Origin of the sequence: Polynucleobacter sp. MWH-Berg-3C6, from assembly GCF_018881855.1 — a bacterium.
Classification (GTDB): Bacteria; Pseudomonadota; Gammaproteobacteria; order Burkholderiales; family Burkholderiaceae; genus Polynucleobacter.
In genome coordinates this window covers 100,204-123,725 of the sequence record NZ_JACVPN010000003.1, presented here as the reverse complement: position 1 = coordinate 123,725, position 23,522 = coordinate 100,204, and the positions used below count along the sequence as shown (strand labels likewise).

The 23,522-nt window shown below is 45.8% G+C and carries 29 protein-coding genes and 1 tRNA gene; 13 read left to right on the top strand and 17 right to left on the bottom strand.

Annotated features, from left to right (window positions below):
• Positions 1 to 33: 33 nt before the first annotated feature.
• Genes hpf through rapZ form a run of 4 tightly spaced genes read left to right on the top strand, consistent with a single transcriptional unit; the run spans position 34 to position 2,729 of the window.
• Positions 34 to 357, top strand: a complete 324-nt coding sequence (gene hpf, locus ICN13_RS07060; RefSeq protein ID WP_216139690.1) for a ribosome hibernation-promoting factor, HPF/YfiA family — start codon at positions 34 to 36, stop codon at positions 355 to 357.
• Between the two features lie 33 nt (positions 358 to 390).
• Positions 391 to 852 (top strand): PTS sugar transporter subunit IIA, encoded by a 462-nt coding sequence (locus tag ICN13_RS07055; RefSeq protein ID WP_216139689.1) that lies wholly within the window; start codon positions 391 to 393, stop codon positions 850 to 852.
• Positions 853 to 860: 8 nt separating this feature from the next.
• The gene (gene hprK / locus ICN13_RS07050; RefSeq protein ID WP_216139782.1) at positions 861 to 1,835 is read left to right on the top strand and encodes an HPr(Ser) kinase/phosphatase; all 975 of its coding nucleotides are present in this window, start codon (positions 861 to 863) and stop codon (positions 1,833 to 1,835) included.
• A 3-nt stretch (positions 1,836 to 1,838) separates the two neighbouring features.
• Positions 1,839 to 2,729, top strand: coding sequence for an RNase adapter RapZ (rapZ, locus tag ICN13_RS07045; RefSeq protein WP_216139688.1), 891 nt, complete (start codon positions 1,839 to 1,841; stop codon positions 2,727 to 2,729).
• Here rapZ and mutY read toward each other — a convergent pair.
• Together mutY and mutM are read right to left on the bottom strand one after the other, a co-directional pair.
• Positions 2,674 to 3,819, bottom strand: a complete 1,146-nt coding sequence (gene mutY / locus ICN13_RS07040) for an A/G-specific adenine glycosylase (protein WP_216139687.1) — start codon at positions 3,817 to 3,819, stop codon at positions 2,674 to 2,676. The two genes, rapZ and mutY, sit on opposite strands and share 56 nt — an antisense overlap.
• Positions 3,804 to 4,640, bottom strand: coding sequence for a bifunctional DNA-formamidopyrimidine glycosylase/DNA-(apurinic or apyrimidinic site) lyase (mutM, locus tag ICN13_RS07035; protein WP_216139686.1), 837 nt, complete (start codon positions 4,638 to 4,640; stop codon positions 3,804 to 3,806). Before mutM ends, mutY begins: the two co-directional genes overlap by 16 nt.
• A gap of 35 nt (positions 4,641 to 4,675) precedes the next feature.
• On the opposite strand from mutM, the gene ICN13_RS07030 reads away from it, so the two are divergent.
• From ICN13_RS07030 to pth, 6 genes are all read left to right on the top strand, one after another.
• Positions 4,676 to 6,163 (top strand): outer membrane lipoprotein LolB, encoded by a 1,488-nt coding sequence (locus ICN13_RS07030; protein ID WP_216139685.1) that lies wholly within the window; start codon positions 4,676 to 4,678, stop codon positions 6,161 to 6,163.
• Entirely contained in the window at positions 6,147 to 7,031 is an 885-nt protein-coding gene (gene ispE, locus ICN13_RS07025) for a 4-(cytidine 5'-diphospho)-2-C-methyl-D-erythritol kinase (protein ID WP_216139781.1), read from the top strand. Before ICN13_RS07030 ends, ispE begins: the two co-directional genes overlap by 17 nt.
• Before the next feature lie 5 nt (positions 7,032 to 7,036).
• Positions 7,037 to 7,113, top strand: a tRNA-Gln gene (locus tag ICN13_RS07020).
• A 54-nt stretch (positions 7,114 to 7,167) separates the two neighbouring features.
• Positions 7,168 to 8,136 carry a ribose-phosphate pyrophosphokinase gene (locus ICN13_RS07015; protein WP_216139684.1) on the top strand — a complete coding sequence of 323 codons (969 nt, stop codon included), beginning with the start codon at positions 7,168 to 7,170 and terminating at the stop codon, positions 8,134 to 8,136.
• 146 nt (positions 8,137 to 8,282) lie between these two features.
• The gene (locus ICN13_RS07010; protein WP_216139683.1) at positions 8,283 to 8,936 is read left to right on the top strand and encodes a 50S ribosomal protein L25/general stress protein Ctc; all 654 of its coding nucleotides are present in this window, start codon (positions 8,283 to 8,285) and stop codon (positions 8,934 to 8,936) included.
• Positions 8,937 to 9,033: 97 nt separating this feature from the next.
• Entirely contained in the window at positions 9,034 to 9,630 is a 597-nt protein-coding gene (gene pth, locus ICN13_RS07005) for an aminoacyl-tRNA hydrolase (RefSeq protein WP_216139682.1), read from the top strand.
• On the opposite strand, the gene ICN13_RS07000 is transcribed toward pth, so the two are convergent.
• The 5 genes from ICN13_RS07000 to ICN13_RS06980 are packed head-to-tail and all read right to left on the bottom strand — an operon-like array spanning position 9,627 to position 13,754.
• Complete coding sequence (locus tag ICN13_RS07000; RefSeq protein WP_087908629.1) at positions 9,627 to 9,893, bottom strand: YfhL family 4Fe-4S dicluster ferredoxin; 267 nt, start codon at positions 9,891 to 9,893, stop codon at positions 9,627 to 9,629. The genes pth and ICN13_RS07000 overlap by 4 nt on opposite strands.
• 15 nt (positions 9,894 to 9,908) lie before the next feature.
• A complete protein-coding gene (gene coaD, locus ICN13_RS06995) occupies positions 9,909 to 10,406 on the bottom strand; it encodes a pantetheine-phosphate adenylyltransferase (RefSeq protein WP_216139681.1) in 498 nt (165 codons plus the stop codon).
• A gap of 36 nt (positions 10,407 to 10,442) precedes the next feature.
• Positions 10,443 to 11,057 carry a 16S rRNA (guanine(966)-N(2))-methyltransferase RsmD gene (gene rsmD / locus ICN13_RS06990; RefSeq protein ID WP_216139780.1) on the bottom strand — a complete coding sequence of 205 codons (615 nt, stop codon included), beginning with the start codon at positions 11,055 to 11,057 and terminating at the stop codon, positions 10,443 to 10,445.
• Positions 11,050 to 12,387, bottom strand: a complete 1,338-nt coding sequence (locus ICN13_RS06985) for a pitrilysin family protein (protein WP_216139680.1) — start codon at positions 12,385 to 12,387, stop codon at positions 11,050 to 11,052. Before ICN13_RS06985 ends, rsmD begins: the two co-directional genes overlap by 8 nt.
• Positions 12,387 to 13,754: a pitrilysin family protein gene (locus tag ICN13_RS06980; protein ID WP_216139679.1), complete on the bottom strand. Its 1,368-nt coding sequence runs from the start codon at positions 13,752 to 13,754 to the stop codon at positions 12,387 to 12,389. Before ICN13_RS06980 ends, ICN13_RS06985 begins: the two co-directional genes overlap by 1 nt.
• Positions 13,755 to 13,817: 63 nt before the next feature.
• Here ICN13_RS06980 and ftsY point away from each other — a divergent pair, with 63 nt between their 5' ends.
• Both ftsY and rpoH read left to right on the top strand, forming a co-directional pair.
• Positions 13,818 to 14,708: a signal recognition particle-docking protein FtsY gene (gene ftsY / locus ICN13_RS06975; protein ID WP_216139678.1), complete on the top strand. Its 891-nt coding sequence runs from the start codon at positions 13,818 to 13,820 to the stop codon at positions 14,706 to 14,708.
• Between the two features lie 123 nt (positions 14,709 to 14,831).
• Positions 14,832 to 15,731 (top strand): RNA polymerase sigma factor RpoH, encoded by a 900-nt coding sequence (gene rpoH, locus ICN13_RS06970; RefSeq protein WP_255534077.1) that lies wholly within the window; start codon positions 14,832 to 14,834, stop codon positions 15,729 to 15,731.
• A gap of 25 nt (positions 15,732 to 15,756) precedes the next feature.
• Here the strand turns inward: rpoH and ICN13_RS06965 are convergent, their stop codons facing one another.
• From ICN13_RS06965 to ICN13_RS06945, 5 genes are read right to left on the bottom strand one after another with little or no spacing between them, the layout of a single operon-like run.
• On the bottom strand, positions 15,757 to 16,347 hold the full coding sequence (locus ICN13_RS06965; RefSeq protein WP_216139676.1) for an SCO family protein: 591 nt from the start codon (positions 16,345 to 16,347) through the stop codon (positions 15,757 to 15,759).
• Position 16,348: 1 nt separating this feature from the next.
• Entirely contained in the window at positions 16,349 to 17,242 is an 894-nt protein-coding gene (gene cyoE, locus ICN13_RS06960) for a heme o synthase (protein ID WP_216139675.1), read from the bottom strand.
• Positions 17,239 to 18,366, bottom strand: coding sequence for a heme A synthase (locus ICN13_RS06955; RefSeq protein ID WP_216139674.1), 1,128 nt, complete (start codon positions 18,364 to 18,366; stop codon positions 17,239 to 17,241). Before ICN13_RS06955 ends, cyoE begins: the two co-directional genes overlap by 4 nt.
• Positions 18,366 to 18,986 (bottom strand): hypothetical protein, encoded by a 621-nt coding sequence (locus tag ICN13_RS06950; protein ID WP_216864031.1) that lies wholly within the window; start codon positions 18,984 to 18,986, stop codon positions 18,366 to 18,368. Before ICN13_RS06950 ends, ICN13_RS06955 begins: the two co-directional genes overlap by 1 nt.
• A 32-nt stretch (positions 18,987 to 19,018) precedes the next feature.
• Positions 19,019 to 19,804, bottom strand: coding sequence for an SURF1 family protein (locus tag ICN13_RS06945; RefSeq protein ID WP_255534076.1), 786 nt, complete (start codon positions 19,802 to 19,804; stop codon positions 19,019 to 19,021).
• A 24-nt stretch (positions 19,805 to 19,828) separates the two neighbouring features.
• Here ICN13_RS06945 and ICN13_RS06940 point away from each other — a divergent pair, with 24 nt between their 5' ends.
• Complete coding sequence (locus ICN13_RS06940) at positions 19,829 to 20,041, top strand: twin transmembrane helix small protein (RefSeq protein WP_216139672.1); 213 nt, start codon at positions 19,829 to 19,831, stop codon at positions 20,039 to 20,041.
• A gap of 67 nt (positions 20,042 to 20,108) precedes the next feature.
• On the opposite strand, the gene ICN13_RS06935 is transcribed toward ICN13_RS06940, so the two are convergent.
• The 5 genes from ICN13_RS06935 to ctaD are packed head-to-tail and all read right to left on the bottom strand — an operon-like array spanning position 20,109 to position 23,517.
• Positions 20,109 to 20,963: a cytochrome c oxidase subunit 3 gene (locus ICN13_RS06935; RefSeq protein ID WP_216139671.1), complete on the bottom strand. Its 855-nt coding sequence runs from the start codon at positions 20,961 to 20,963 to the stop codon at positions 20,109 to 20,111.
• Between the two features lie 29 nt (positions 20,964 to 20,992).
• Positions 20,993 to 21,187, bottom strand: coding sequence for a DUF2970 domain-containing protein (locus ICN13_RS06930; protein ID WP_216139670.1), 195 nt, complete (start codon positions 21,185 to 21,187; stop codon positions 20,993 to 20,995).
• Complete coding sequence (locus ICN13_RS06925) at positions 21,184 to 21,768, bottom strand: cytochrome c oxidase assembly protein (protein ID WP_216139669.1); 585 nt, start codon at positions 21,766 to 21,768, stop codon at positions 21,184 to 21,186. Before ICN13_RS06925 ends, ICN13_RS06930 begins: the two co-directional genes overlap by 4 nt.
• Positions 21,769 to 21,782: 14 nt before the next feature.
• On the bottom strand, positions 21,783 to 21,929 hold the full coding sequence (locus tag ICN13_RS06920; RefSeq protein WP_216139668.1) for a cytochrome oxidase small assembly protein: 147 nt from the start codon (positions 21,927 to 21,929) through the stop codon (positions 21,783 to 21,785).
• Complete coding sequence (gene ctaD / locus ICN13_RS06915; RefSeq protein ID WP_216139667.1) at positions 21,898 to 23,517, bottom strand: cytochrome c oxidase subunit I; 1,620 nt, start codon at positions 23,515 to 23,517, stop codon at positions 21,898 to 21,900. Before ctaD ends, ICN13_RS06920 begins: the two co-directional genes overlap by 32 nt.
• Positions 23,518 to 23,522 lie beyond the last annotated feature (5 nt).

Below are 23,522 nucleotides of genomic sequence, written 5' to 3'. Positions count from 1 at the left end.
AGCATGCGCACGCGTATATAAGAGGAGATGCTGATGAATTTGAAAATTAATAGCCGCCACCTGGAAGTAACCCCAGCCATGCGTACGCACCTTGAAGCTGGAATGGCCAAAATTCGCAAGCACTTTGACCACGTCATTGATGCGTCCGCCTTTCTAGTGGTAGATAACGCCAAAGAAAAGGAACTGCGTCAGAGTGCCGAAATTACTATTCACCTTAAGGGTAAGGAATTGTTTGCCGAGGCCCATAACGCCGACCTCTATCACGCTATGGATGCCGTGGTCGACAAGCTAGAGCGTCAAGTCGTTAAACACAAAGAAAAGATCCAGGATCATCATCACGACAAGCGATTTGAGTAATCCCTTTCGTCAGGACACCTATAATCAATTCCAATGAATGCCCTGACCAATCTTTTTACCCCTGACTGCATTGCATTAGATAACCCTGCTACTAGCAGAGCTGATGCATTTGCGGCGGCCGGGGATCTCTTCTACAAAAAAGTAGGTATCGATGCAGCTTCCGTAGTGGGGTTCCTAAATGCACGTGAAGATTTAGGCTCCACAGCACTTGGTGCAGGCGTTGCAATTCCGCATGGCCGTGTTAAGGGGCTCAAGCAGCCAAGCGCTGCTTTCATCAAACTTAAACATCCAATTGATTTTGCAGCACCGGATGGCGAGCCCGTATCAATTCTCATTTTTTTGCTGGTTCCTGAAAAAGCGACTCAACAGCATTTAGAGATTCTTTCTTCTATTGCACAATTATTATCTGATACAGATGCCCGCCAATTTCTGTTATCCGCAAGTGATCCAGAAAAAGTATGTGAGTTATTACAACAGTGGGATGCAACGAAATGACACAGCCTTTGCTCCTCGAGGGAGTAACTGCACAGCAGATTTTTGATGACAATGTTTCAGATCTCAAGCTTTCCTGGATCGGCGGACTTGAGGGTGCAGATCGCACCTTTCCAGCTGAAGCAGTAAAAGCGGCTGCAGCCACCTCTGACTTAGTGGGGCACTTGAATCTCATTCACCCAAGCCGTATTCAGATTTTTGGTGAGCAGGAGGTTGACTATCACGCAGCGCTGGAGCCCAAACAAAAACAAGAGCAAATCGCCAGCCTCATCTCCAAAACACCTCCTTGCGTCATCGTAGCTGACGGCAAAGCGGCAGATACAGACTTGCAACTCTTTTGCCAGCGATCCTCTACCCCTTTATTTACTACTCATATCTCAGCAGCAGAAGTGATTGACCATCTGCGCACTTACCTCACCAAAATTGGCGCCCCTCAAATCACTATGCATGGTGTGATGATGGACATCTTGGGATTGGGTGTATTGCTAACTGGCGATTCAGGCTTGGGTAAAAGTGAATTGGGCCTAGAGTTAATTTCTCGTGGCCACGGTTTAGTGGCAGATGATGCTGTTGACTTCGCGCGGCTTGGACCAGACTATATTGAAGGGCGTTGCCCTGCCATCTTGCGCAACTTACTTGAGGTCCGCGGCTTGGGCTTATTGGATATTCGTACGATCTTTGGTGAAACTGCAGTACGCCGCAAGCTCAAGCTGCGCCTAATTGTTCAATTGGTTCGTAGAACGGATGGAGAGTTTGAAAGATTACCTCTAGAAACCCAACACATCGATGTATTGGGCATTCCTATTCGTACAGTAAAAATTCAAGTGGCTGCAGGACGTAACTTGGCAGTACTCGTTGAGGCTGCTGTACGCAATACGATTTTGCAATTGCGCGGCATTGATACCCTAAAAGAATTTATTGAGCGGCAACGCATTCAAATGAATGCTGAATCAGACTCCACTAAATCTCAAGGACGCTTGCTCTAAGCCATGCAAATCAATCTGATTACCGGAATCTCTGGCTCAGGTAAATCAGTTGCCCTGAGGGCCTTTGAAGATGCAGGGTATGACTGTGTTGATAATCTTCCCGTCTCTCTCCTTGAAAGCCTCATCACCACTCTCGAAAAAGAAAATAGTGAGCGCGTAGCAGTTGCGATTGATGCACGTCGTGGCGAATCGATTACTAAACTACCTTCAATACTGGAAAGCTTACGTCGCAACCATCAAGTGAGAGTTGTTTTCTTAAACGCTGACACCAATACCCTAGTACAGCGCTTTTCAGAAACTCGCAGACGTCACCCCTTATCGACAAATCTTAAGCAAACACAATCTGCCACTCTAATTGAAGCGATTGATAATGAGCGTAGCCTACTAGAACCACTGCGCACACAAGCGCATAGCATTGACACTAGCAATCTACCGGCTCACGCTCTACGCTCTTGGATACAAGATCTCCTCAAAGACAAACCTGTTGGGCTAACTGTCATTTTTGAATCCTTTGGCTTCAAAAAAGGAGTGCCTAGTGAAGCAGATCTGGTCTTTGATGTGCGCTGCTTGCCCAACCCGCACTACGACAAAATCTTACGACCCCTCACTGGCAAAGATAAGCCCGTGCAAGAATTCTTAGAAAAAATTCCTGAGGTGGTCAGCATGGAAGGCGACATTATTCAGTTCATCGACAAATGGTTGCCACACTATATTGCAGATGGTCGCAGCTATCTAACAGTGGCTATTGGCTGCACTGGTGGACAACATCGCTCAGTGTATTTGGTCAATAGAATTATTGAGCACTTTCGGGCGCAAAAAGATTTGGGCGCCCTACAGATTAATTTTTTAGATCGCCACCGCGAATTAGACTCAATCCCAACAGCAAAATCTTAATTGGCTGGGGTAAACCGTATCTCCCCAACTGAGCAAGGGGCACCCATTTCAGATTTGGACTTAAAAACTCGATAGTCTTTGAGGTGTTCGCCTCCCAAATCTGCATCCATAAACGACGATGGGTAAAGATATGTTTGATTTGATTGCTGGGCTTTAATTCTTTAATGGATTTACCCAAGCCAGCAATATTTTCCTCTGGTAAAAATATGGCGAGGAGTTCTTTGAGGCCCTGGGTAGTCTGATGACCCTTGCCAACCCTTGGCCTCCACGGCGATTCCGGCAAAGACCACAAGCCACCCCAAATTGCCTTGCTAGGTCGCTTTTGTAATAGAACAAAGTTCCCAGATCTGATTAACAACATATCGCAGTCAAACTCTGGTGATTTTGCTTTGATCGCTTTTTGGGGCAAAGCTAGAACCTGATTACTTAAGTTTGCCTGGCAATCTTTTGCAAATGGACATTTTTTCTCTGCCCCCATGCATACCGGCTTGCGCGCAGTACACCAAGTAGCGCCAAAGTCCATTAAGGCTTGTGTATATACCGGCATATCTGCTGATTGATTTGGTAACAAGTTTTGCGCTAATTGCCATAGGCGTTCATTTACAGCTTTATCTTGTATGGCGCCCTCAATTGCGAACAAGCGCGCCAAAATTCTTTTGACGTTTGCATCGAGTATTGGTGCTCTCTCATGAAAAGCAAAAGCAGCAATTGCACCCGCCGTTGATCGACCTATACCTTTTAACTGCTCAAGCAATATAGGATCGCTTGGAAACTTTCCAGAAAAATCTTGCATGACCTGTTTTGCACAAGCATGTAAGTTTCTAGCGCGAGAGTAATAACCCATTCCTGCCCATTCAGCCAATACTTCATCGATATCAGCGGCAGCCAATTTTTTTACCGTCGGAAAGCGCTTCATAAAAAGGGGGTAGCGCCCTAGTACTGTAGCTACTTGGGTTTGCTGCAGCATGATTTCAGAAACCCAAACTGCGTATGGATCGCGATTGCCCTGCCACGGCAAACCTGAGCGACCACTGACACCATGCCATGCAAGCAATTTTTTAGAAAAAGTATTGATTAACGTTTTTGACATTGGGGGCAGAAATAAGTGGAGCGCTGCCCCTGAACAATTTGCGCAATCGGCGTTTTACAAACCTTACAGGGCAAACCCTTGCGGTCATAGACTTTGGTTTGCACCATGAAGTGGCCGGGATCGCCTGAGCTATTGACGAAATCTTTCAAACTACTTCCGCCAGCCGCAATGGCTTTTTTTAAAATCAGCCTTACGGCGTTTGCTAAACGAGAGCACTGTGGACGGGTTAACTTACCAGCTGCTTTTGCAGGATGAATACCTGCTTCGAACAAGCTTTCGGAACAATAGATATTGCCGACACCGACTACAGCTTGTCCAGCTAGTAAAAATTGTTTAACGGCAACGCTACGCTTGCGTGAGGTTTTATAGAGAACGTCTGCCCCAAGCTCACCTGCGAACTCATCAGAAAAAGGTTCAACGCCCAATTTTTGTAAAAGTGCGTTTTTCTCAAGAGGGCCTTTGGTATTGGCATGCCATAACACGGCACCAAATTTTCTGGGGTCATGTAAGCGCAGACTCAGCTTGCCGAACTCAAAAGTGACTCGATCATGCAATTTCAAAGGATCAGAGCTGGGCAAAACCCGCAAAGTGCCAGTCATACCCAAATGGATGAGCAAATAACCGGTGTCCATTTCCAAAAGGAGATATTTCCCGCGCCTTGCAATCGACTGCACCTGCTGTCCTGACAAAATCTTGGGCAAATTACTGGGCACAGGCCAACGTAAGCGCCCATCCAGCACTTTGACGGCACTTACCTTGCGCCCCTCAAGGTGGGGGGCAATTCCTAATCTGGTGACTTCTACTTCTGGAAGTTCGGGCATAAATGGATTGTAGATTCGCAGATTAGAATGTGCTTATGAGCAAATTCACGCGCAAGCCCCTTTTGCAGGGCTTATTCCTTTTAGCCCTCTCCAGCGGGGCAGCTTTTTCAAGTCAAGTCCATGCACAACCCGATGGCCTGAAGACTGGAGAAGCTGTATTCGAAGTACTTGCTTCGGAGATTGCCCTGCAAAGGGGTGAGGCAGGGCTTGCTTACAACACCTATTTGGAAATGGCCCGTCAATACAGGGATCCTCGTCTAGCCCAAAGAGCTATGGAAATTGCAATCGGCGGCGGCTCTCCTGATTTAGCACTGCAAGCAGCAAAAGTCTGGGATGAGTTATCACCAGTCTCCGAAACCAAACCCAAGGAAGTACTCATCACCCTTCTGATTTTGAACAACCGTTGGGCTGATGCTGTTAAGCCAGCAATTACTTTACTCAAACAACAAGCGCCTGCGCAGCAAGAAAATACTTTGCTGCAACTGCAAGCCTTACTGGCTAAGGCCAAAGATGAAAATGAAGCCTTGCGAGCTTTCTATGAGATTGCATCCACTGTCAAACTGTCACTAAAAAATCCTGGCCTACTATACACCTATGCGATGTCCGCAGAAAAAATGGGGCACATGGATGTGATGGAAAAAACTTTGCGCGAGATTTTGCGCAAATACCCAAATGATGCAAACTCTTTAAATGCGCTTGGATACTCTCTAGCTGACCGCAATGTCAAACTTCCCGAAGCATTCACATTAATCAGTAAAGCGCATCAGCTATCGCCAAAGGATGGCTTTATTTTAGATAGCCTAGGATGGGTAAACTTTAGACTCGGTAAAAATGCTCTAGCGTTAGAACAACTACAGCAAGCATTCACAATGAAACCTGAAGCTGATATTGCTGCTCATACTGGTGAGGTCTTATGGGTCATGGACCGCCGCCCTGAGGCTGAAGAAATGTGGCGTCAAGGGCAGAAATTAGATGCTAACAATCCCACTCTCAAAGAGACTTTAAAACGTCTCAAGCCTGACTGGTCAACCCCAGAGAAAGCTCCTCAGGGCTCATGGGATGGTCGCTTTGCTGTAAAAGTAATCGGCATTACCGAGTCTCAAAATCAAGGCGGTTCTGGTGGCTTTACCTTAACGCAAGATGCACTTAAAGATATTTTAGAAATTCGAAATCCTGTTGGCGGCGCCATTGCCAAGATTACGATTAATCCAGGCGAGGCAATATTAGAACGCGATGGTCAAGTAGTCACTGCGATTGATGCCGATACATTAATTCAAAATACATTAGGACTGCCATTACCTGCACGAGGTTTATCTAATTGGCTAAGGGGTGAAGTCAGGCCCGGTAGCGAGGCTAGCGTCGATCGAAATGCTCAAGGTCAAGTCAGCAAAATTAGTCAGGATGGCTGGGACTTGGTTTACACCTGGGGCAATAAGAAGCGTCTCGATAAACTCACAATGACCCGCAGCTCCAATATTGGGTCTATTGATATTCGTTTGGTATTCGATCACCCGAATGAGTAAGAATATTTTGGTGCTGCGCTCACCAGCAAAGCTCAATCTTTTTCTGCATATTATTGGACGTCGTCCAGATGGCTATCACTTGCTTCAATCTGTTTTTCAACTGATTGATTGGTGTGACACCATCACCCTAACGGCCATTCCCGAAAATGAAGTGCGTCGCATCAACCCAATAGCTGGCGTACCTCCAGAAGAAGATTTAGTGGTCCGCGCCGCAAAGCTATTAAAAGAATTTTGTATGTTTGATGGTGGTGTTGAAATCGAACTGCAGAAAGAAATTCCGATAGGTGCTGGTTTAGGCGGTGGATCATCAGATGCCGCAACTACCCTAATTGGACTGAACGCACTCTGGAAGCTGCAACTCGATCAAGAAACTTTAGCCAAGTTGGGGCTCCAGCTTGGCGCCGATGTGCCTTTTTTTATCCATGGCCAAAATGCATTTGTAGAGGGAATTGGTGAAAAAATCCGGGGACTTGAGCTAGAAAATCGCGTTTTTTTGGTTATTTTTCCCAAGCAAGGCATCACCACGGCAAGCATTTTTCAAGACCCGGATTTGACCCGAAATCATGCTCAGATTACAATTGATGGCTTTCTTGCATCGCCATGGTCGGATTTATCAAACGATTGTCAGGCAGTAGCGGTGCGGATTTGTCCTGAAGTGAAGCAAGCTTTGGATTGGATTAGCCAGACAGTATCGGGCTCAGAGCCCCGCATGTCTGGTTCTGGAAGTAGCGTTTTTGCCGTCTTAGACCCTAAGGCCGATACCGCGAAACTGGAGAATCTTTTACAAAATCTTCCAAAAGGATGGGTAGGTCGGATTGTTCGGGGCTTAAATAAGAATCCCGCTTACAATTTGATTTCTTCAGATTGACCTGTAGGGGAATCGCCAAGCTGGTTAAGGCACTGGATTTTGATTCCAGCATGCGAAGGTTCGAATCCTTCTTCCCCTGCCAAATACTGTAGAAACGATAAAGATAACCTTTTGACCCGACAAAGCCCTTGATCCTATGACTGCCTCTACCCACTCAGATTTACTGACCCTATTCACAGGCAACGCAAATCCTATTTTGGCTGAGGCTGTAGCCAAGGAACTTCATCTCAAAATGGGAAAAGCCTTTGTAGGCCGTTTCTCAGATGGCGAGATCCAAGTCGAAATTCAAGAGAATGTCCGCGGTAAAAATGTTGTTGTCATTCAATCAACCTGTGCGCCAACAAACGACAGTTTGATGGAACTGATGATCATGATTGATGCTCTCAAGCGCGCATCAGCTGGTCGTATTACTGCAGTCATTCCGTATTTTGGTTATGCCCGCCAAGACCGTCGCCCACGTTCTGCACGTGTTGCCATCTCTGCGCGCATCGTAGCCAATATGCTTCAATCCGTTGCTGGCATTGAGCGTGTTCTGACGATGGATCTACACGCAGACCAAATTCAAGGCTTCTTTGATATCCCGGTAGACAATATTTATGCCTCGCCAGTTCTCTTGTCTGACTTAGAAGCTCAGAAGACTCAGAAAGATCTCATCATCGTCTCACCAGATATTGGTGGCGTTGTACGCGCTCGCGCTATGGCAAAGCAACTAGGGACTGATTTAGCCATTATTGATAAACGTCGCCCTAAGGCAAACGTTTCTGAAGTTATGCATTTGATCGGTGAAGTTGAAGGCCGTCATTGCGTCATCATGGATGACATCATTGATACTGGCGGAACCCTCTGTAAAGCCGCTGAGGCGCTTAAAGAGCGGGGTGCTAAGGGCGTGACTGCCTACTGTACCCATGCGGTTCTATCCGGCGGCGCAGTAGCCCGTATCGCAGCATCTGAATTAGATGAGCTCGTGGTTACCGACACCATTCCTTTGACCCCAGAAGCCACAAAAGTGGCCAAAATACGCCAATTAAGCGTAGCCCCCATCTTGGCAGAGACCCTTTCCCGCATTAGCAAGGGTGACTCGGTCATGTCGATGTTTGCCGAATAAGCCAAAAACAGTGTTTTACCCCGTTTTTTGGTAGTTCTGAGGCGTTTTTTAAGCTTTTATAGGCAAAAACCCTCTTTCCCACGATATAATCGAAGGCTTTTCTGTTTGGTCGCGAACGGAAATTAACCTTAACTAGGGAATTTAATATGAAAGTAGTAGCCTTTGAAAGAAGCGTACAGGGAACGGGTGCGAGCCGCCGTCTGCGCAATTCCGGAAAAACTCCGGGAATCGTTTACGGTAGTAAAGATCCAGCAGCTGTTATCGAGTTAGACCACAACGCACTGTTTCATGCACTCCGTAAAGAAGCATTTCACTCATCCATTCTGGATTTGGAAATCGGCGGAAAAACACAAAAAGTGTTGTTGCGTGATTACCAAATGCATCCATTTAAGCCATTGGTATTGCACATTGACTTCCAGCGCGTATCAGCGACTGAGAAAGTTCATATGCGCGTTCCATTGCACTTCACTAACGCTGAAACTTCAGCAGCCGTGAAATTGCAAGGCGCTGTAATCAGCCACATTCTGAATGACTTGGAAATTTCTTGCTTACCAGCAGACTTGCCAGAGTTCATTGAAGTGGACTTGAGCAAAGTTGAAGTAGGTCATTCTGTTCACGCTAAAGATTTGACATTGCCAAAAGGTGTTTCCTTGGTATTGCATGTTGAACAAGAAAACCCAGTTATTGCAAACGCACGTATTCCAGCCGTTAAAGCTGCTGAGACTGAAGAAGCTGCTCCTGCAGCCGCTGCAGCTCCAGCCGCTGCTCCTGCTGCTGATGCTGCTAAAGATAAGGCTTAATTCACTTAAGCTGCAGTCTTTGCAAAGAGAAGCCCGCGCAAGCGGGCTTTCTTTTTTTCATTTTGTAGAAAAGCCTGTAAGACCTTAAACTCCCATCATGACTAAATTAATTGTTGGCCTTGGCAACCCTGGAGATGAACATGAAGAAGATCGGCATAACGCTGGCTTCTGGTTTGTTGACGCCCTGGCAAAACAATTGAATGCTCGCTTTGAGTCTGAAAAACGCTTTCATGGAAAAGTTGCAAAAGCAAAATGGGAAGGGGAAGGGGAAGATCTTTTTCTACTAAAGCCCAGCACGTATATGAACCTGAGTGGCCAAGCGGTTGGCGCACTCTGTCGCTTTCATAAAATTACACCGGCAGACATTCTGGTTGTTCAGGATGAGCTTGATCTCAAGCCCGGAACGGCACGAATTAAATTGGGTGGCGGAACTGGCGGCCACAATGGTTTAAAAGATATTCAAGCACACTTAGGCACTCCAGATTACTGGCGCTTGCGTTTAGGCATTGGTCATCCACGCGATGTCGCTGGCGAGGGCCGCGTCATGGATGTTGCAGATTATGTATTGCGTAGGCCGCAACTAGCAGAACAAAAACTCATTGATAGCAGTATTGAAAATAGCCTACAAATTTTGCCGCTCTTTATAAAGGGTGACACTCAAGCTGCCATGCTGGAGTTGCATTCTAAGGGCTAAGCGGTATTTGCTTTTTTGCTTGCAGTAATGAGCTTGTACTTCGCCATTAACTGCTCTTGAGATTCGGTGTATTGAGGGTTAAATGGGATGCAGTCTACTGGGCAAACCTGACGACATTGAGGCGCATCGTAGTGCCCCACACATTCCGTACATTTATCAGGATTGATCTCGTAAATCTCCAGCCCCATATAAATTGCATCATTGGGACATTCAGGCTCGCACACATCACAGTTGATGCATTCGTCGGTAATCATTAAGGCCATGATTACTCGCTCACCTTACTTTTTAGTCTGGCTATTGTTCGCCATCTTTTTAACTAACCACTTTTCAACAGATGGGAACACAAACTTACTAACATCACCACCCATAGATGCAATTTCACGCACAAAGGTGCCGGAAATAAATTGATATTGATCGGAGGGTGTTAAGAATAAAGTTTCTACATCAGGCAAAAGATAGCGGTTCATACCAGCCATCTGGAACTCATATTCAAAGTCAGAAACAGCGCGTAGACCACGAACAATGACCCGAGCATTGTGCTCGCGAGCAAAATCTTTTAGCAAACCATCAAAGCCAACCACTTTGACATTGGAATAATGACTGAGGACTTCAGTGGCAATATCGAGGCGCTCTTCTAAGGAAAAGAAAGGGTGTTTGCTACGGCTAGAAGCAACGCCCACAATCAGCTGATCGAAAATACTAGATGCACGACGCACCAAATCCTCGTGACCACGAGTAAAGGGATCAAATGTTCCTGGATATACAGCGACAGTCATAAATCTCCTAAGGCTTTTTCGGCTATAGGCAAGAGTTTAGCCCTTTCCACCCCGAAATAGACAAGCTTTTACTTGGCCCGCCTCTAAATATTTCCCACAATGCCAGTCAGGCAACAGGGCCTCTATCTCCTCACGGGGAAGATTCGATGGAAATTCGACATAAATACCGCCTCCATGAGAATCATCACAAACCCGACCGGCCTCAACTACAGCCTGATTCAATAAGCCAGAATCTTGAAACGGAGGATCGATAAAAATTAAGTTACTTGAGTGATTAGCCTGTTGCTTGAGATATTCAAGACTATCCCTATGAAGAATTTCCACCTTACCGGAAACCGGTGAAGACTGTAGCAAAGCAAAATTGCTAACTAAGTTGGCATGGGCTTTTTTATCTTTTTCTAACACCACCACTGCATCAGCACCACGAGAGGCAGCCTCAAATCCCAAGGCTCCAGTACCGGCGAATAAATCGATGCAATGTAAACCCGTTAAATCTTGGCCAAGCCAGTTAAATAAAGTCTCACGAATTCGGTCTGTAGTAGGGCGCAGGCCTGGCAAATCCAAGACTGTTAATAAGCGACTTCTCCACACGCCCCCAATAATGCGTACCTTCTTGGGGGGTTCCGCCTTAAGAGGCTGAGGCTTATTTATTTTTCGCTCCTAACACCACAATCTTCATGCGATCCATTGCAAGATACTTTTGGAAAGCAGCCGTGACTTGCTCCAAAGTAACGGCTTCTACTTGTTTAGTCCAAATCTCCATCGTATCAAGCGGTAAATCATTCCATGCAATCGATGACACGTTATCTAATAATTTACGATTGTTATCAATACGCAGTGGATAGCCATTCACTAAGTTAGATTTAGCAGCCAGTAATTCGGATGTAGTTGGGCCATCAGCAATAAATTTTGCAATAGTTGAACTCATGACCTCGAGAGCCATTGTGGCTTGATCATTCTTGGTCTGCAGTCCAGCTTGGAAAATCCCAGTATCTTTACCAGGTGCGAAGTAACTAAAGACACTATAGGCAAGTCCGCGCTTCTCGCGCACCTCTGCCATTAAGCGAGATACAAATCCTCCACCACCCAGTATGTAATTGCCCACCAAAAGAGGAAAGTAATCTGGATTACTACGAGTAACTGCCGTCATACCCATTGCAATATGGGCCTGCTGAGAATCAAAAGGGATCTGAATTTCTCTTTGTGCCAAAGACTCAACTGGTGAGCGCTGTAATTCTGGCAACTTAGCAATGGAGGCACCAGATTGCGGGATCTTTTGCAACAGAGTCTGCATGATTTCATTGGCTTGCGCTCGATCGACATCGCCCACAATACTCACAATCATGCGATCACTACGATAAAACTGTTTATGAAATTGCAATAAATCATTTGCACTAACTGCCGCAACCGATTTAACTGTTGGAGTATTACCAAGTGGATAGTCACCATATACAGACTTTGTAAAGCGACGCTCCAAGACGAACTCTGGCTTTGTTTCTGCTTCAAGCAAATTGGTAATCGTCCTTTGCTTTTCACGCTCAAGGATTCTTGCGTCATAAGTAGGCGCACTCAACATTGCTGCAGCCAATTTGACCGCTCGATCACGCAGATCTTTTCTGCTTAAGCTGCGGATGCGCAAAATAGCGCGCTCGCCACCAACGGATAAACCAATATTGGCTCCCAAATCAGCAATCTCATCTGCAATCTGGGCCTCGCTTAAGAGGCCTTGATCACCCCTAACGCCGTAATTCATGAGGCTAGCAGCCATATCCGCTAAACCACTCTTGCCAGCCGAGTCATAGCGATCACCCGCGTCGATACTGACTTCAATATCGACCATTGGAAGTGTCTTAGTTTGAACAAGGTAGCCTTTAGAGCCCTTAAAACTATCTAGTTTCTCTATTGGCAAAATGGCATGAGCAACGCTAAAGCAACTTAAAGTCAGCAGGCAAGCTGAAATACTTTTCTTCAGGGTATTCATTATTTACCCTCCTTGCCAACTTGAGATTGACGAGCTTGGGGATCTAGTACACCGATGGTTAATCCCTCATCAATCAAATATTTTTTGGCTGCTGCCTGAACTTGCTCTGGAGTAATAGCTTGCATCTTCTCCAACATGTAATCAATGTCCCTCCAAGAGAATCCCGCCATCTCGGTAGTACCAATCTCCATTGCCTGACCAAAAATAGAATCACGTTTATAAATTTGATCGGACAAAATGCGCACCTTAATACGCTTGAGTTCAGACTCTAAAATTCCTTTTTGCTTCAACTCATCTAAAGCCTTGCGAATACTTGCTTGCGCCTGGGAAACCGTCTTTCCCTTAGCTATAGAGACACTAATGAGAAATAATTCTGGCCCGCGAGAAATCATGTCGTACCCAACACCAACATCGTTTACTACTTTTTCTTGCTTCACCAGTGTTCTATTCAAACGCGCATTGTCATAACCATCCAGTACAGCGGTTAGAAGTTCAAGAGCATAAGGCTCGGGATCATCCAGCTTGCCAGGCTCTAGGCGCGGCACCTTCCAAGCCATAGCCAATTGGGCGCTATCGGCTGGCGCCTTAACCTGCACTTGCTTCATTCCCTTTTGTACCGGCTCAATCTGGGGCTTACGCACTGGCAATTCATGCGCAGTAATGGCGCCGTAATACTTTTCAACAGCTTTCAAAATTTGCTTAGGGTCTACATCACCGCTAATGACTACGGTGGCATTATTTGGTGAATACCAACTGCGGTACCAATCACGAGCATCAGCAGGTTTCATATTTTGCAAATCATTCATCCAGCCAATTACTGGATGACGATAAGGCGAACTCATATAAGCATTAGCCATCAATGATTCATTTAAGAGGCTACTAGGATTATCTTCGGTGCGCAAACGGCGCTCTTCCATTACGACCTGAATTTCTTTCAAGAACTCTGCGTCGTCAAAATTGAGATTAGACATTCGGTCTGCTTCAAGTCTGATCACTTCATCTAACTTTGATTTTTCAACTTGCTGAAAATAAGCCGTGTAATCGCGTGAAGTAAACGCATTTTCGCGCCCACCAACAGCAGCAACTAATTTAGAGAACTCTCCCGCTTTCACTTTATGGGTACCCTTAAACATCATGTGTTCAAGTACGTGGGCCACACCGGTCTTGCCATTGACCTCATCCATCGACCCTGCCCGATACCAAACCATATGGGCAACTGTAGGTGCGCGATGATCCTCTCGAACAATGAGCTTTAATCCATTGTTGAGCATGAATTCATGCGTATCCGCAGAACTACTGCTGGCAGCCCAAGATAATTGAGCAAACAGAAGAAATAAAAAGGAAATTCGGAGTAAATTGGAACGCATCTGCTAAATCACCATATCCCAAGAATTAAATTGATAAGATGCAAGGTTTAAATTGTATCGATTATGTTCGGCTTACGTAAAACCCTCGGATCCCTTTTCAAATCAAGCAAAACTGATGAGGCTTGGTTTGATACTTTAGAAGAGTCACTGATTCAAAGTGATGTGGGTCTACCTACGACTGAACAATTGATGAGCAAGCTTCGTAAGGCAGCTAAATCAGAAAAAGCCTCTACTCCTGAAGAACTGCAAGCGCTACTGATTGACGAAGTTGGTTTGCTACTAAAGGCATTGGAACCCTCCCCAAATCCGCTCTTTGAATCAAGTAAAGACAATATCCCAGAGGTATGGTTAGTAGTAGGGGTAAATGGTGCTGGCAAGACAACGACTATTGGCAAGCTTTGTAGGCTCTTCCAATCTCAGGGCAAATCCGTTCTCCTGGCTGCAGGAGATACGTTTAGAGCCGCCGCACGCAACCAATTGCAAGAATGGGGGGGTCGCAATCAGGTAGACGTGATTACTCAAGAAGGCGGTGATGCCGCTGCCGTTGCTCATGACGCCATCCATTCAGCCATCTCTCGCAAAAGCGATATCTTGATTATTGATACCGCGGGTCGCCTGGCCACTCAAGACCACCTCATGGAAGAACTCAAGAAGGTCAAACGGGTTATCGGCAAAGCTCTTCCTGGTGCGCCACACCATACCCTGTTAGTACTAGATGGCAATACTGGCCAAAATGGCTTAAGCCAAGTGAGAGCGTTCCATGCAGCCTTGGGCCTCACCGGAATCATCGTTACAAAGCTTGATGGCACTGCTAAGGGCGGAGTTATTTGCGCCTTGGCACATACCCTCCAGGACGGGCCAAAACCCGCAATATTGGCCCTAGGCAAAGGTGAGGGAATTGATGATTTAGCCCCATTCACAGCTAGGCAATATTCAACCGAATTATTCAATTAAATCAGATAGTTACAGACTATCAAAACCATTAGCACTCTCTTGACAGGAGTGCTAAAATAGTAATCTATTAACACCTCATATCTATTAGAAAAAATGGTTCATAAGAAATCCGACAATCCGAATATGCAAAGACTGCCAGTCGCGCAGACTGCGGCGGCGTCTGCATTTCCGGTGCTGCCATCCCTTGGGGTTGGCACTCTCGATTCATATATTGCGTACGTTAATCGCGTACCGATGCTTAGTGCTGCAGAAGAGTTACATCTTGCGCAGGAATTTCGTCGTACTGAAAATATTGATGCCGCTAAAACTTTGGTGCTCTCCCATTTACGTTTAGTGGTTTCTGTTGCTCGTCAGTATCTTGGCTATGGCATTCCGCATGCTGATTTAATTCAAGAAGGCAATATTGGCTTGATGAAAGCGGTAAAGCGTTATGACCCAAATAATGGTGCACGCTTAGTGTCTTACGCAATTCATTGGATCAAAGCAGAAATTCATGAATACATTCTCAAGAATTGGCGCTTAGTCAAAATGGCAACAACCAAAGCGCAACGTAAATTGTTCTTTAATTTACGCAGCAACAAACCAACCTTGAGCGCTCTCACTCCGGGAGAGGTCGATGCCTTAGCTAAAGCGCTTGACGTTAAGGGCTCAGACGTTAAAGAAATGGAAATGCGTCTTGCTGGTGGTGATGTTGCACTGGAAGGCGATGACACTGATGAAGATGCTGCCTATGCACCAATTCAATGGCTTGCTGATAACAGCCAAGAACCTACACAGCGCATTGCAAGCAATGAGGCTGATGCACTCCAGGGTCCTAAGCTAGATAAAGCCTTGATGGCCTTAGACGAGCGTAGTCGCAATATTGTGCAGTCACGTTGGTTAGCAATGGATGCTGATGGCAATGGCACAAAAACACTTCATGATCTTGCCGATGAATACGGCATTTCTGCAGAACGCGTTCGTCAAATTGAGACAGCAGCTCTCAAAAAGATGCGCGGCTTGTTGCAAGCTGAAGCAGCCTAAGCTTCTTCAGCTTGAATACGCCCTCTTACTTTAAAAGTTCTTTCAAGTCATGCGCCAAGGTCTCAGGACCTTGAGCATGCTTGATATATAAACGCAAGCGCCCTTCTGGGTCAAATGCGTAGCTACCTGCTGTGTGATCCATCGTATAAGAACCGGGGCTTGTACCCGGTACCTTCTTGTAATAAATTTTGAAGTCTTTCGCAACCTTCTCTAGGGCAGCATCATCAACTGGACGAAGGCCCAAGAAACGAGGATCAAACGCAGGCACATACTGCTTCAAAATAGCAGCAGTATCTCGCTCAGGATCAACGGTCACAAAAAGAACCTGCACCTTGTCTGATTGAGGCCCCAATAGCGCCATGACTTGCTGCATTTCAGTCAAAGTGGTTGGGCAGATATCAGGGCACTGTGTATAACCAAAGAACATCAGTACAACCTTGCCCTTAAAGTCAGCCAGCGTTCTTACCTTGCCATCGGGATCTACTAAGCTAAAGTCCTTACCAAAGGCAGTACTGCCGGTGATATCGATATTTTTAAACTCAGGCTTTGGGCTACAAGCAGTTAATGCAATTAGCAGAGCAGCAATACAGCAGTTACGCAAAAAAGTAATGTTCATATCAGAGGAAGTAGTGATCTATGAGCAGCGCTGCAAAGAGCAAAGACAAATAGCTTATTGAAAAACGGAATGTTTTCTTAGCCAAAGCATCGCTATAAGAAATAAATAGTGCAATAGCATAGGCCAAGAATATTAAGCCTAGAATAATGGCCGAAACGAGATACACCATGCCACTCATGCCGTAGATATAAGGCAGCATAGTCGCTGCAATCAAGATCAAGGTGTACAAGAGAATATTGAGCAAGGTAAAACGCTCGCCATGAGTAACTGGCAACATTGGCAAACCAGATTGCACATAGTCATCACGACGATATAAAGCTAAGGCCCAAAAGTGTGGAGGCGTCCAGACAAAAATAATTAAGACTAGTAGCCAGGCTTCGGCAGAGAGCGTATTGGTTACTGCAGCCCAGCCCAGGGCCGGAGGCATTGCACCAGAAAGACCGCCAATCACAATATTTTGTGGAGTAGCTGGCTTTAATAGCCAGGTGTAAATCACTGCATAGCCCACAAAAGTTGCCAAAGTCAGCCACATTGTTAAAGGGTTGCAAAAATTCCAAAGAATAGCCATCCCGAGCGCACCCAGAATGATGGAGAAAACAATAATATGAAATGGTGTCACTTCTCCAGTAGCGGATGGGCGCCAAGAAGTACGTTTCATCTTTGCATCAACTGCTTGCTCAATTAAACAGTTCACAGCAAACGCAGCGCTTGCCAATAACCAAATTCCAACAACTCCGCCAATCAGCACAGGATAAGGAACCATACCCGGCGTAGCCAGGAACATCCCAATCAAGGCACAAAAAACAGCGAGTTGAGTCACCCTAGGTTTAGTTAAAACCCAGTACTGACGCCAACGTGGCATTGCCACTGATCTAGATGTTTGAGGTGTACTCATAGTTTTGCCATCCGCTTATTAATGGATGGACTCCAAGATGCCCAAGAACTCATTCTGACTAAACAGAATACTAAAGCTGCTGAACCAGCGGTATGCAATAAAGCAGCCAATAATGGCCACTGGAAAATAACGTTTGATATACCAGTGATTACTTGCAATAGCAGTAAGGCAAGCAATAGTTTTGCAAAGCGGCTTAAGCCAGATAAGACTGGGGTTGCCAACTGCAAAGCCTTCAGACTCAGAATGCTCAAGACAATCAATACTGCGACAGCAAATAAGCGATGCGCCCAATGAATCGTTTGTAGTGCAACTGGAGAAATAAATTCTCCTTGAGCATTAAGGCCCAATTGACGCCAAAGGGTAAAACCCTCCCCCCAATTCGTTTCTGGCCAGACAGCACCTAAGCAAGTAGGAAAATCAGGGCAAGCCAAGACTGCGTAATTAGTGCTGACCCATGCACCCAAAAAGATTTGAATGGCTAGGACTACAAAAGCAATGAGTATTAATTGGGCTGACAAAGGACGTATACGCAGAGTATGAATTGTAGAAGCGCCTTGTTCCCAAGCCTGCTGTGCGTAAACAGTTAAGCAAGCTAATAAAACTAAAGCTAGCATCAGATGAATCGTCACAATAATGGGCTGCAATTTAAGCGTTACAGTCCAAGCGCCAAAAGCGCCCTGAACACACACCAAGAAAAGTAATCCTAGACTTGCCCAAAAAGGTATTTTTCCTAGGGACTTGATTTTGCTAAAGGCAGTAGCAACCTGAATCAAAATTAAGGCGCCTACTGTCATTGCCAAGTAGCGATGAATCATTTCAATCCAAGCCTTGATCACCGTGACGGGCCCGCTGGGCATAGCACTTTCTGCTTGTTGAATTTCGCCCAAAGCATGAAAAGGATTGGAGACTCCATAACATCCTGGCCAATCAGGGCAGCCAAGTCCAGAATCAGTCAGACGAGTAAACGCGCCAAATACAATCAGATCAAAAGTCATAAAGACCAAAACCCAATTGAGTTTTTGGAAAAAGCTATAACCCGGTCTTGTCCAAAGATAAGCCAATGGCAATCCTGCAAATACGATTGCAATAGCAGCCAGCTCCAAGAACAAAACAAAAGTAGACATTACAAATTTTCACCCTTGTGATTTAACTTCAAGAGTTTTTCTAAATCTTTTTTGATGCCGGTAAATTCTTTAGGAGAATTTGTCACCGGGAAATACATCATCTTGGCTGGACTTGGATCAATTAACTGAATCTGTTGTCCGGCACCTTCTTTATTAAGCCAAGCCTCAAACTCCGCCTTCAGCTTAGGGTCTGTTGGGAGCGCAACCACTTTCAAGCCAGCTGCCCGCTCGTCATAAGCCTTGGCAACTTCAGGATCTACAGGCTTGCCATCGGTATTGACCCATAGCAACTGAACACGTTTACTTTCTCTACCGACAGCAACTCTGACCTGACGCATCAGAAATAAAGCTTCAATACATTTTTCATCTTTGATTTGGCATTCACCAGCAGGGCGCGCAATGAGTAAGGTCCACTTACCCTGCAGCGGCACATTGAACCACGCAGTATTTAATTCTTGCGCTGGATAAACCAAAGTTCCGAAGTTGGTTTTTCCACCTTCAGGTTTAATCACGTAATACGCCAAGTAGGAGGCAATGACTGGCGCAGCGCACGCAAGCAACAATAAGAGCATTTGGATTCGGCCGCGGCGAGTCTGCGCATCGATTGCTGACGAATCCATTTGTGAAGCCGGTATTAATAACTCTTTATCACTCACCCTTGATCCCCATTCACACCCTGCCGCCGATATTGCCGCAGGCCAGTAATCAGCCAAAATAAGAAACCGCAAGCTGCTAAAGCAAACCACTGGAATGCATAAGCATAATGGCGATCGACTCCGGTCGTCAGAGGAGCCCACTCACGCAGTAAGCCATCATCAATACCAGCATCAATCTCCCGCAAAATATAAGGGCTTTGCACCCAGCCACGCAGCTTACCCTCGCCAGCTAAATCAAAATTCTGCTCAATGCGAGGTTTGTCAGCATCGATAGGGGGTTTACTTTCACCAAGTGCATAGACTCTGCCAGGATGGGCAAACACAATACCCTCAATATTGACTACATTGCCCGGCGTTTTAACCGGTGGCAAAGACTCACGATTCTCATTGTTACGTGGCGCCCAACCCCGGTTGATCCAAAGCACCTCATCACGGCCCTCAAGCTGCATAGGCATGAGAAGATAAAAACCGGACTGTGAAGTATTGCTACCGACCGGAGGAATGGGTCTTGGTCGGTTATCTAACCATATCGCTGCCTGAGGGAGATATTGGCCTCGCGCAATCATGCGACGCTCACTTGCATCCTCTAAGCTGAAAGGGCCTGCATTCGCACTCAAAATTGGCATCTGTTGGCGAGCCATTAAATGGGCCGCTAAGGCTATCTTGGTGTCCGCCCTACCCAACTGCCAAATACCAGCAGCACTGCCAATGGCAATGACCAGCAAGGCTGATACAGTAGCAACTATGCGCTTAGCAATGAGAGCGGTAAAAAGATTGTTCAAGAGAATTAAAAATAAGGATTTGAGATGAAGTGGATTATTCCAATTGTCCTACTAATGATTGTTGGTAGCCTGGGATCAGCCCTGTATTACATGATGAAAGATCGTGGCAACAGCTCCAGAATGGTTCACTCGCTTATGCTGCGCATCGGCCTATCAGTCGCCCTATTCATTGGGATCCTGCTCGCCCATTACTTTGGACTAATTGAGGCTACCGGGATCAAGGTCGGCACAAACTAAACCAAATATCTCAAAAGAGAACGTCTAAAAATCAATCGGGGCTTAACGCCCCGATTTCTTATTGCACTTACATCCAGTAAACAGCGATGTAGAGACCAAGCCAAACAACGTCAACGAAGTGCCAGTACCAAGCAGCGCCTTCGAATGCAAAGTGGTGCTTAGCAGTGAAGTCTCCACGAATCATGCGACGTAAAACAATTGCTAACATCGTCCCGCCAAGGAATACGTGGAAACCGTGGAAACCTGTCAGCATAAAGAAGGTTGAGCCGTAGATACCAGACGTCAATTTCAAATTGAGCTCATGGTAAGCATGGTAGTACTCGTAAACTTGGAAGCCCAAGAAGATTGCACCCAAACCAACCGTTGCAGCCAAACCAATAATGGCTTTCTTCATGTGGTTCTCAACCAATGCGTGGTGAGCAATAGTGATAGTCACACCAGAGCTCAACAAGAGCAGGGTGTTAATCGTTGGAATTGGCCAAGGACCCATAGTGGTAAATTTCTCAACCAAACCGGCAGGACCATCATTCGGCCAAACAGCCTGGAAGTTAGGCCAGAGCAATTTGCTCTCCACATCACCCATCCAAGGCATTGCAATATTGCGCGCATAGAAGAGCGCAGAAAAGAATGCGGCAAAGAACATGATCTCAGAGAAGATGAACCAAGCCATGGACCAACGATAAGAAATATCGACGTTGACACCATTCATGCCAGCATTCGACTCAGCAATCGTATCGCCAAACCAGTTATAGAGCACATAGATAACCCATGCTACGCCTGCGAGGGTTAGTGGACCACCCCAAGAGGCTTGATTGACCCAACCTGAGATACCAAAAGCAAAGGCGATCAAACCAAAAGCCGCCATGGCTGGGTGTCTAGATAGTCCAGGGACGTAATAGTATGGGGTTGAATTGGATGACATCTTATTCTCTCTATTCAATCAAAAAATAATCAATTGGACACAACTGCTTTCACTATCAAGAGCAAAACACCCATAAAAATCAGAGCGCCTACAACACCTGCAATGATAATGTGCACAAAACTTAGTGAAGCTACATCTTCCTGCAAACCTGCTTTTTTACGCACCCCCAAAAAGCCCCACATCACGGCTTTCATGGACTGCAAAAAACTACTTTTCTTCTTCATGAAGCTACCCTTGACTTAGGAGCAGGCGGAGTACCGCCCAATCCCAACTCAAAGAAGGTATATGACAAGGTGATTGTTTTCACATCATCAGGCAAGCCTGCATCAATCACAAATACCACTGGCATCTTCTTTGTTTCATTTGCTGCTAGTGTTTGTTCCTGAAAACAAAAACACTCTAATTTAGTAAAAAACTCTGTTGCGCTTTTAGGCGCATAACTTGGTATTGCTTGAGCCCGCACTGGACGACCCAAATTGTTTGTCACCTCATACACAATCTCAGTCATCTCGCCAGGATGAACTTCCAAGAAATTCTTCACTGGCTTAAACGTAAATGGTCCACGACTATTGGAATCAAACTCAATCGTCACCGTACGAGAATAATTAACCTGTGTATTGCCAACCCGATTAGGACTGAAGGCACGAACACCATAATCATTCTTACTAGTAACTACGTTAATTCCAGTGACCTCACATAAGGCCTTATACATCGGGACTAGAGCATAGCCAAAACCAAACATCATTACTGCTGCAACTAAGAGCTTTAACAAAATCTGACGATTCAGTGATTGAGTAGTAACCATCGCAATGTGCGGGATTAACCCAACAAGCTCCGTTTAATCAAAATACCAATAAAAAAGGTCAATACAACACTCAAAAGAACAAACCCTAATCTGCGATTATTGGCAGCTAGGGTTTGCTTTGTTGAAGAATTAAATTCCTGCTTCACGCAACTGCTCCGCATTAGGAGGAGTTTCAAATGTATGGTGTGGTGCTGGTGAAGGCAAAATCCACTCCAAACCTTTAGCACCATCCCATGGCTTCATCGGAGCTTTTTCGCCTTGACCACGATATGCTGGCAATACAACGAAGAGCAAGAAATATACCTGCGCCAAACCAAAGCCCAAGGCTCCAATCGATGCAATCGAATTGAAGTCAGCAAACTGGGTTGGATAGTCAGCATAGCGACGTGGCATACCAGCCAAGCCCAAGAAGTGCATTGGGAAGAAGGTCAGGTTAAAGAAAATCATGGAAGCCCAGAAGTGGATCTTGCCGCGTGTTTCATTAGCCATGTAACCAGTCCACTTTGGACACCAGTAGTAAAAACCGGCGAACATTGCAAACAACGAGCCTGCAACCAATACATAGTGGAAGTGAGCAACAACGTAGTAAGTATCTTGGAGACCAATATCAATTGGCGCCATTGCCAAGATCAAACCAGTAAAGCCGCCCATGGTAAATACGAAAATAAAACCGATAGCCCACAACATTGGAGTCTCAAAGGTCATTGAACCTTGCCACATTGTTGCAACCCAGTTAAAAATCTTCACGCCAGTTGGTACAGCAATCAACATGGTTGCGTACATAAAGAACAATTGACCAGTTACAGGCATACCAGTTGCAAACATGTGGTGAGCCCAAACGATGAATGACAAGATCGCGATAGACGATGTTGCATAAACCATGGAGCTGTAACCGAACAATGTTTTTCTGGAGAAAGCAGGAACGATTTCACTCACGATTCCGAATGCAGGCAGAATCATGATGTAAACCTCTGGGTGACCGAAGAACCAGAAAATATGCTGGAACATGATTGGGTCACCACCGCCAACAGCGGAGAAGAAAGAAGTACCAAAGTGACGATCAGTCAACACCATGGTGATTGCGCCGGCCAACACAGGCATTACAGCAATCAACAAGTAAGCAGTAATCAACCAAGTCCAGCAGAACATTGGCATTTTCATCAAAGTCATGCCAGGAGCGCGCATATTCAAAATGGTCACGATGATGTTGATCGAACCCATAATGGAAGAAGCACCCAACAAGTGAAGGGCAAAAATCGCCATATCCATGCCAGGGCCCATTTGTGAAGTCAATGGAGCGTAGATTGTCCAGCCGCCTGATGGAGCACCACCAGGAACCAGGAATGAGCTCAATAACAATGTTGCAGCAACCGGCAAAATCCAGAAGCTGAAGTTATTCATACGAGCAAATGCCATATCAGATGCGCCAATTTGCAAAGGCACCATCCAGTTCGCGAAACCAACGAATGCCGGCATGATCGCACCGAACACCATCACCAAACCGTGCATGGTGGTTAACTGGTTAAAGAACTCAGGGCGCAAAAATTGCAAACCAGGTTGGAACAATTCCAAACGAATTCCCAAGGCCATCACGCCGCCAGCTAATAAGCTAACAAACGAGAAGATCAAATACATCGTACCGATGTCTTTGTGATTGGTTGCAAACAACCAACGACGCCAACCGTGTGGCGTGTGATCGTCGTGTGCGTGATCGTGTGCGTGATCGTGGGTAGTAGAGACTGTGCTCATGGATT

What these genes read in the sequence shown, in the direction of transcription:
- hpf (WP_216139690.1), top strand. Translation starts at nt 34, where the DNA reads ATGAATTTGAAAATTAATAGCCGCCACCTGGAAGTAACCCCAGCCATG.
- ICN13_RS07055 (WP_216139689.1), top strand. Translation starts at nt 391, where the DNA reads ATGAATGCCCTGACCAATCTTTTTACCCCTGACTGCATTGCATTAGAT.
- rapZ (WP_216139688.1), top strand. Translation starts at nt 1,839, where the DNA reads ATGCAAATCAATCTGATTACCGGAATCTCTGGCTCAGGTAAATCAGTT.
- mutY (WP_216139687.1), bottom strand. Translation starts at nt 3,819, where the DNA reads ATGTCAAAAACGTTAATCAATACTTTTTCTAAAAAATTGCTTGCATGG.
- mutM (WP_216139686.1), bottom strand. Translation starts at nt 4,640, where the DNA reads ATGCCCGAACTTCCAGAAGTAGAAGTCACCAGATTAGGAATTGCCCCC.
- ICN13_RS07030 (WP_216139685.1), top strand. Translation starts at nt 4,676, where the DNA reads ATGAGCAAATTCACGCGCAAGCCCCTTTTGCAGGGCTTATTCCTTTTA.
- ICN13_RS07015 (WP_216139684.1), top strand. Translation starts at nt 7,168, where the DNA reads ATGACTGCCTCTACCCACTCAGATTTACTGACCCTATTCACAGGCAAC.
- ICN13_RS07010 (WP_216139683.1), top strand. Translation starts at nt 8,283, where the DNA reads ATGAAAGTAGTAGCCTTTGAAAGAAGCGTACAGGGAACGGGTGCGAGC.
- pth (WP_216139682.1), top strand. Translation starts at nt 9,034, where the DNA reads ATGACTAAATTAATTGTTGGCCTTGGCAACCCTGGAGATGAACATGAA.
- ICN13_RS07000 (WP_087908629.1), bottom strand. Translation starts at nt 9,893, where the DNA reads ATGGCCTTAATGATTACCGACGAATGCATCAACTGTGATGTGTGCGAG.
- coaD (WP_216139681.1), bottom strand. Translation starts at nt 10,406, where the DNA reads ATGACTGTCGCTGTATATCCAGGAACATTTGATCCCTTTACTCGTGGT.
- ICN13_RS06985 (WP_216139680.1), bottom strand. Translation starts at nt 12,387, where the DNA reads ATGAATACCCTGAAGAAAAGTATTTCAGCTTGCCTGCTGACTTTAAGT.
- ICN13_RS06980 (WP_216139679.1), bottom strand. Translation starts at nt 13,754, where the DNA reads ATGCGTTCCAATTTACTCCGAATTTCCTTTTTATTTCTTCTGTTTGCT.
- ftsY (WP_216139678.1), top strand. Translation starts at nt 13,818, where the DNA reads ATGTTCGGCTTACGTAAAACCCTCGGATCCCTTTTCAAATCAAGCAAA.
- rpoH (WP_255534077.1), top strand. Translation starts at nt 14,832, where the DNA reads ATGCAAAGACTGCCAGTCGCGCAGACTGCGGCGGCGTCTGCATTTCCG.
- ICN13_RS06965 (WP_216139676.1), bottom strand. Translation starts at nt 16,347, where the DNA reads ATGAACATTACTTTTTTGCGTAACTGCTGTATTGCTGCTCTGCTAATT.
- cyoE (WP_216139675.1), bottom strand. Translation starts at nt 17,242, where the DNA reads ATGAGTACACCTCAAACATCTAGATCAGTGGCAATGCCACGTTGGCGT.
- ICN13_RS06955 (WP_216139674.1), bottom strand. Translation starts at nt 18,366, where the DNA reads ATGTCTACTTTTGTTTTGTTCTTGGAGCTGGCTGCTATTGCAATCGTA.
- ICN13_RS06950 (WP_216864031.1), bottom strand. Translation starts at nt 18,986, where the DNA reads ATGGATTCGTCAGCAATCGATGCGCAGACTCGCCGCGGCCGAATCCAA.
- ICN13_RS06940 (WP_216139672.1), top strand. Translation starts at nt 19,829, where the DNA reads ATGAAGTGGATTATTCCAATTGTCCTACTAATGATTGTTGGTAGCCTG.
- ICN13_RS06935 (WP_216139671.1), bottom strand. Translation starts at nt 20,963, where the DNA reads ATGTCATCCAATTCAACCCCATACTATTACGTCCCTGGACTATCTAGA.
- ICN13_RS06930 (WP_216139670.1), bottom strand. Translation starts at nt 21,187, where the DNA reads ATGAAGAAGAAAAGTAGTTTTTTGCAGTCCATGAAAGCCGTGATGTGG.
- ICN13_RS06925 (WP_216139669.1), bottom strand. Translation starts at nt 21,768, where the DNA reads ATGGTTACTACTCAATCACTGAATCGTCAGATTTTGTTAAAGCTCTTA.
- ICN13_RS06920 (WP_216139668.1), bottom strand. Translation starts at nt 21,929, where the DNA reads ATGCGGAGCAGTTGCGTGAAGCAGGAATTTAATTCTTCAACAAAGCAA.
- ctaD (WP_216139667.1), bottom strand. Translation starts at nt 23,517, where the DNA reads ATGAGCACAGTCTCTACTACCCACGATCACGCACACGATCACGCACAC.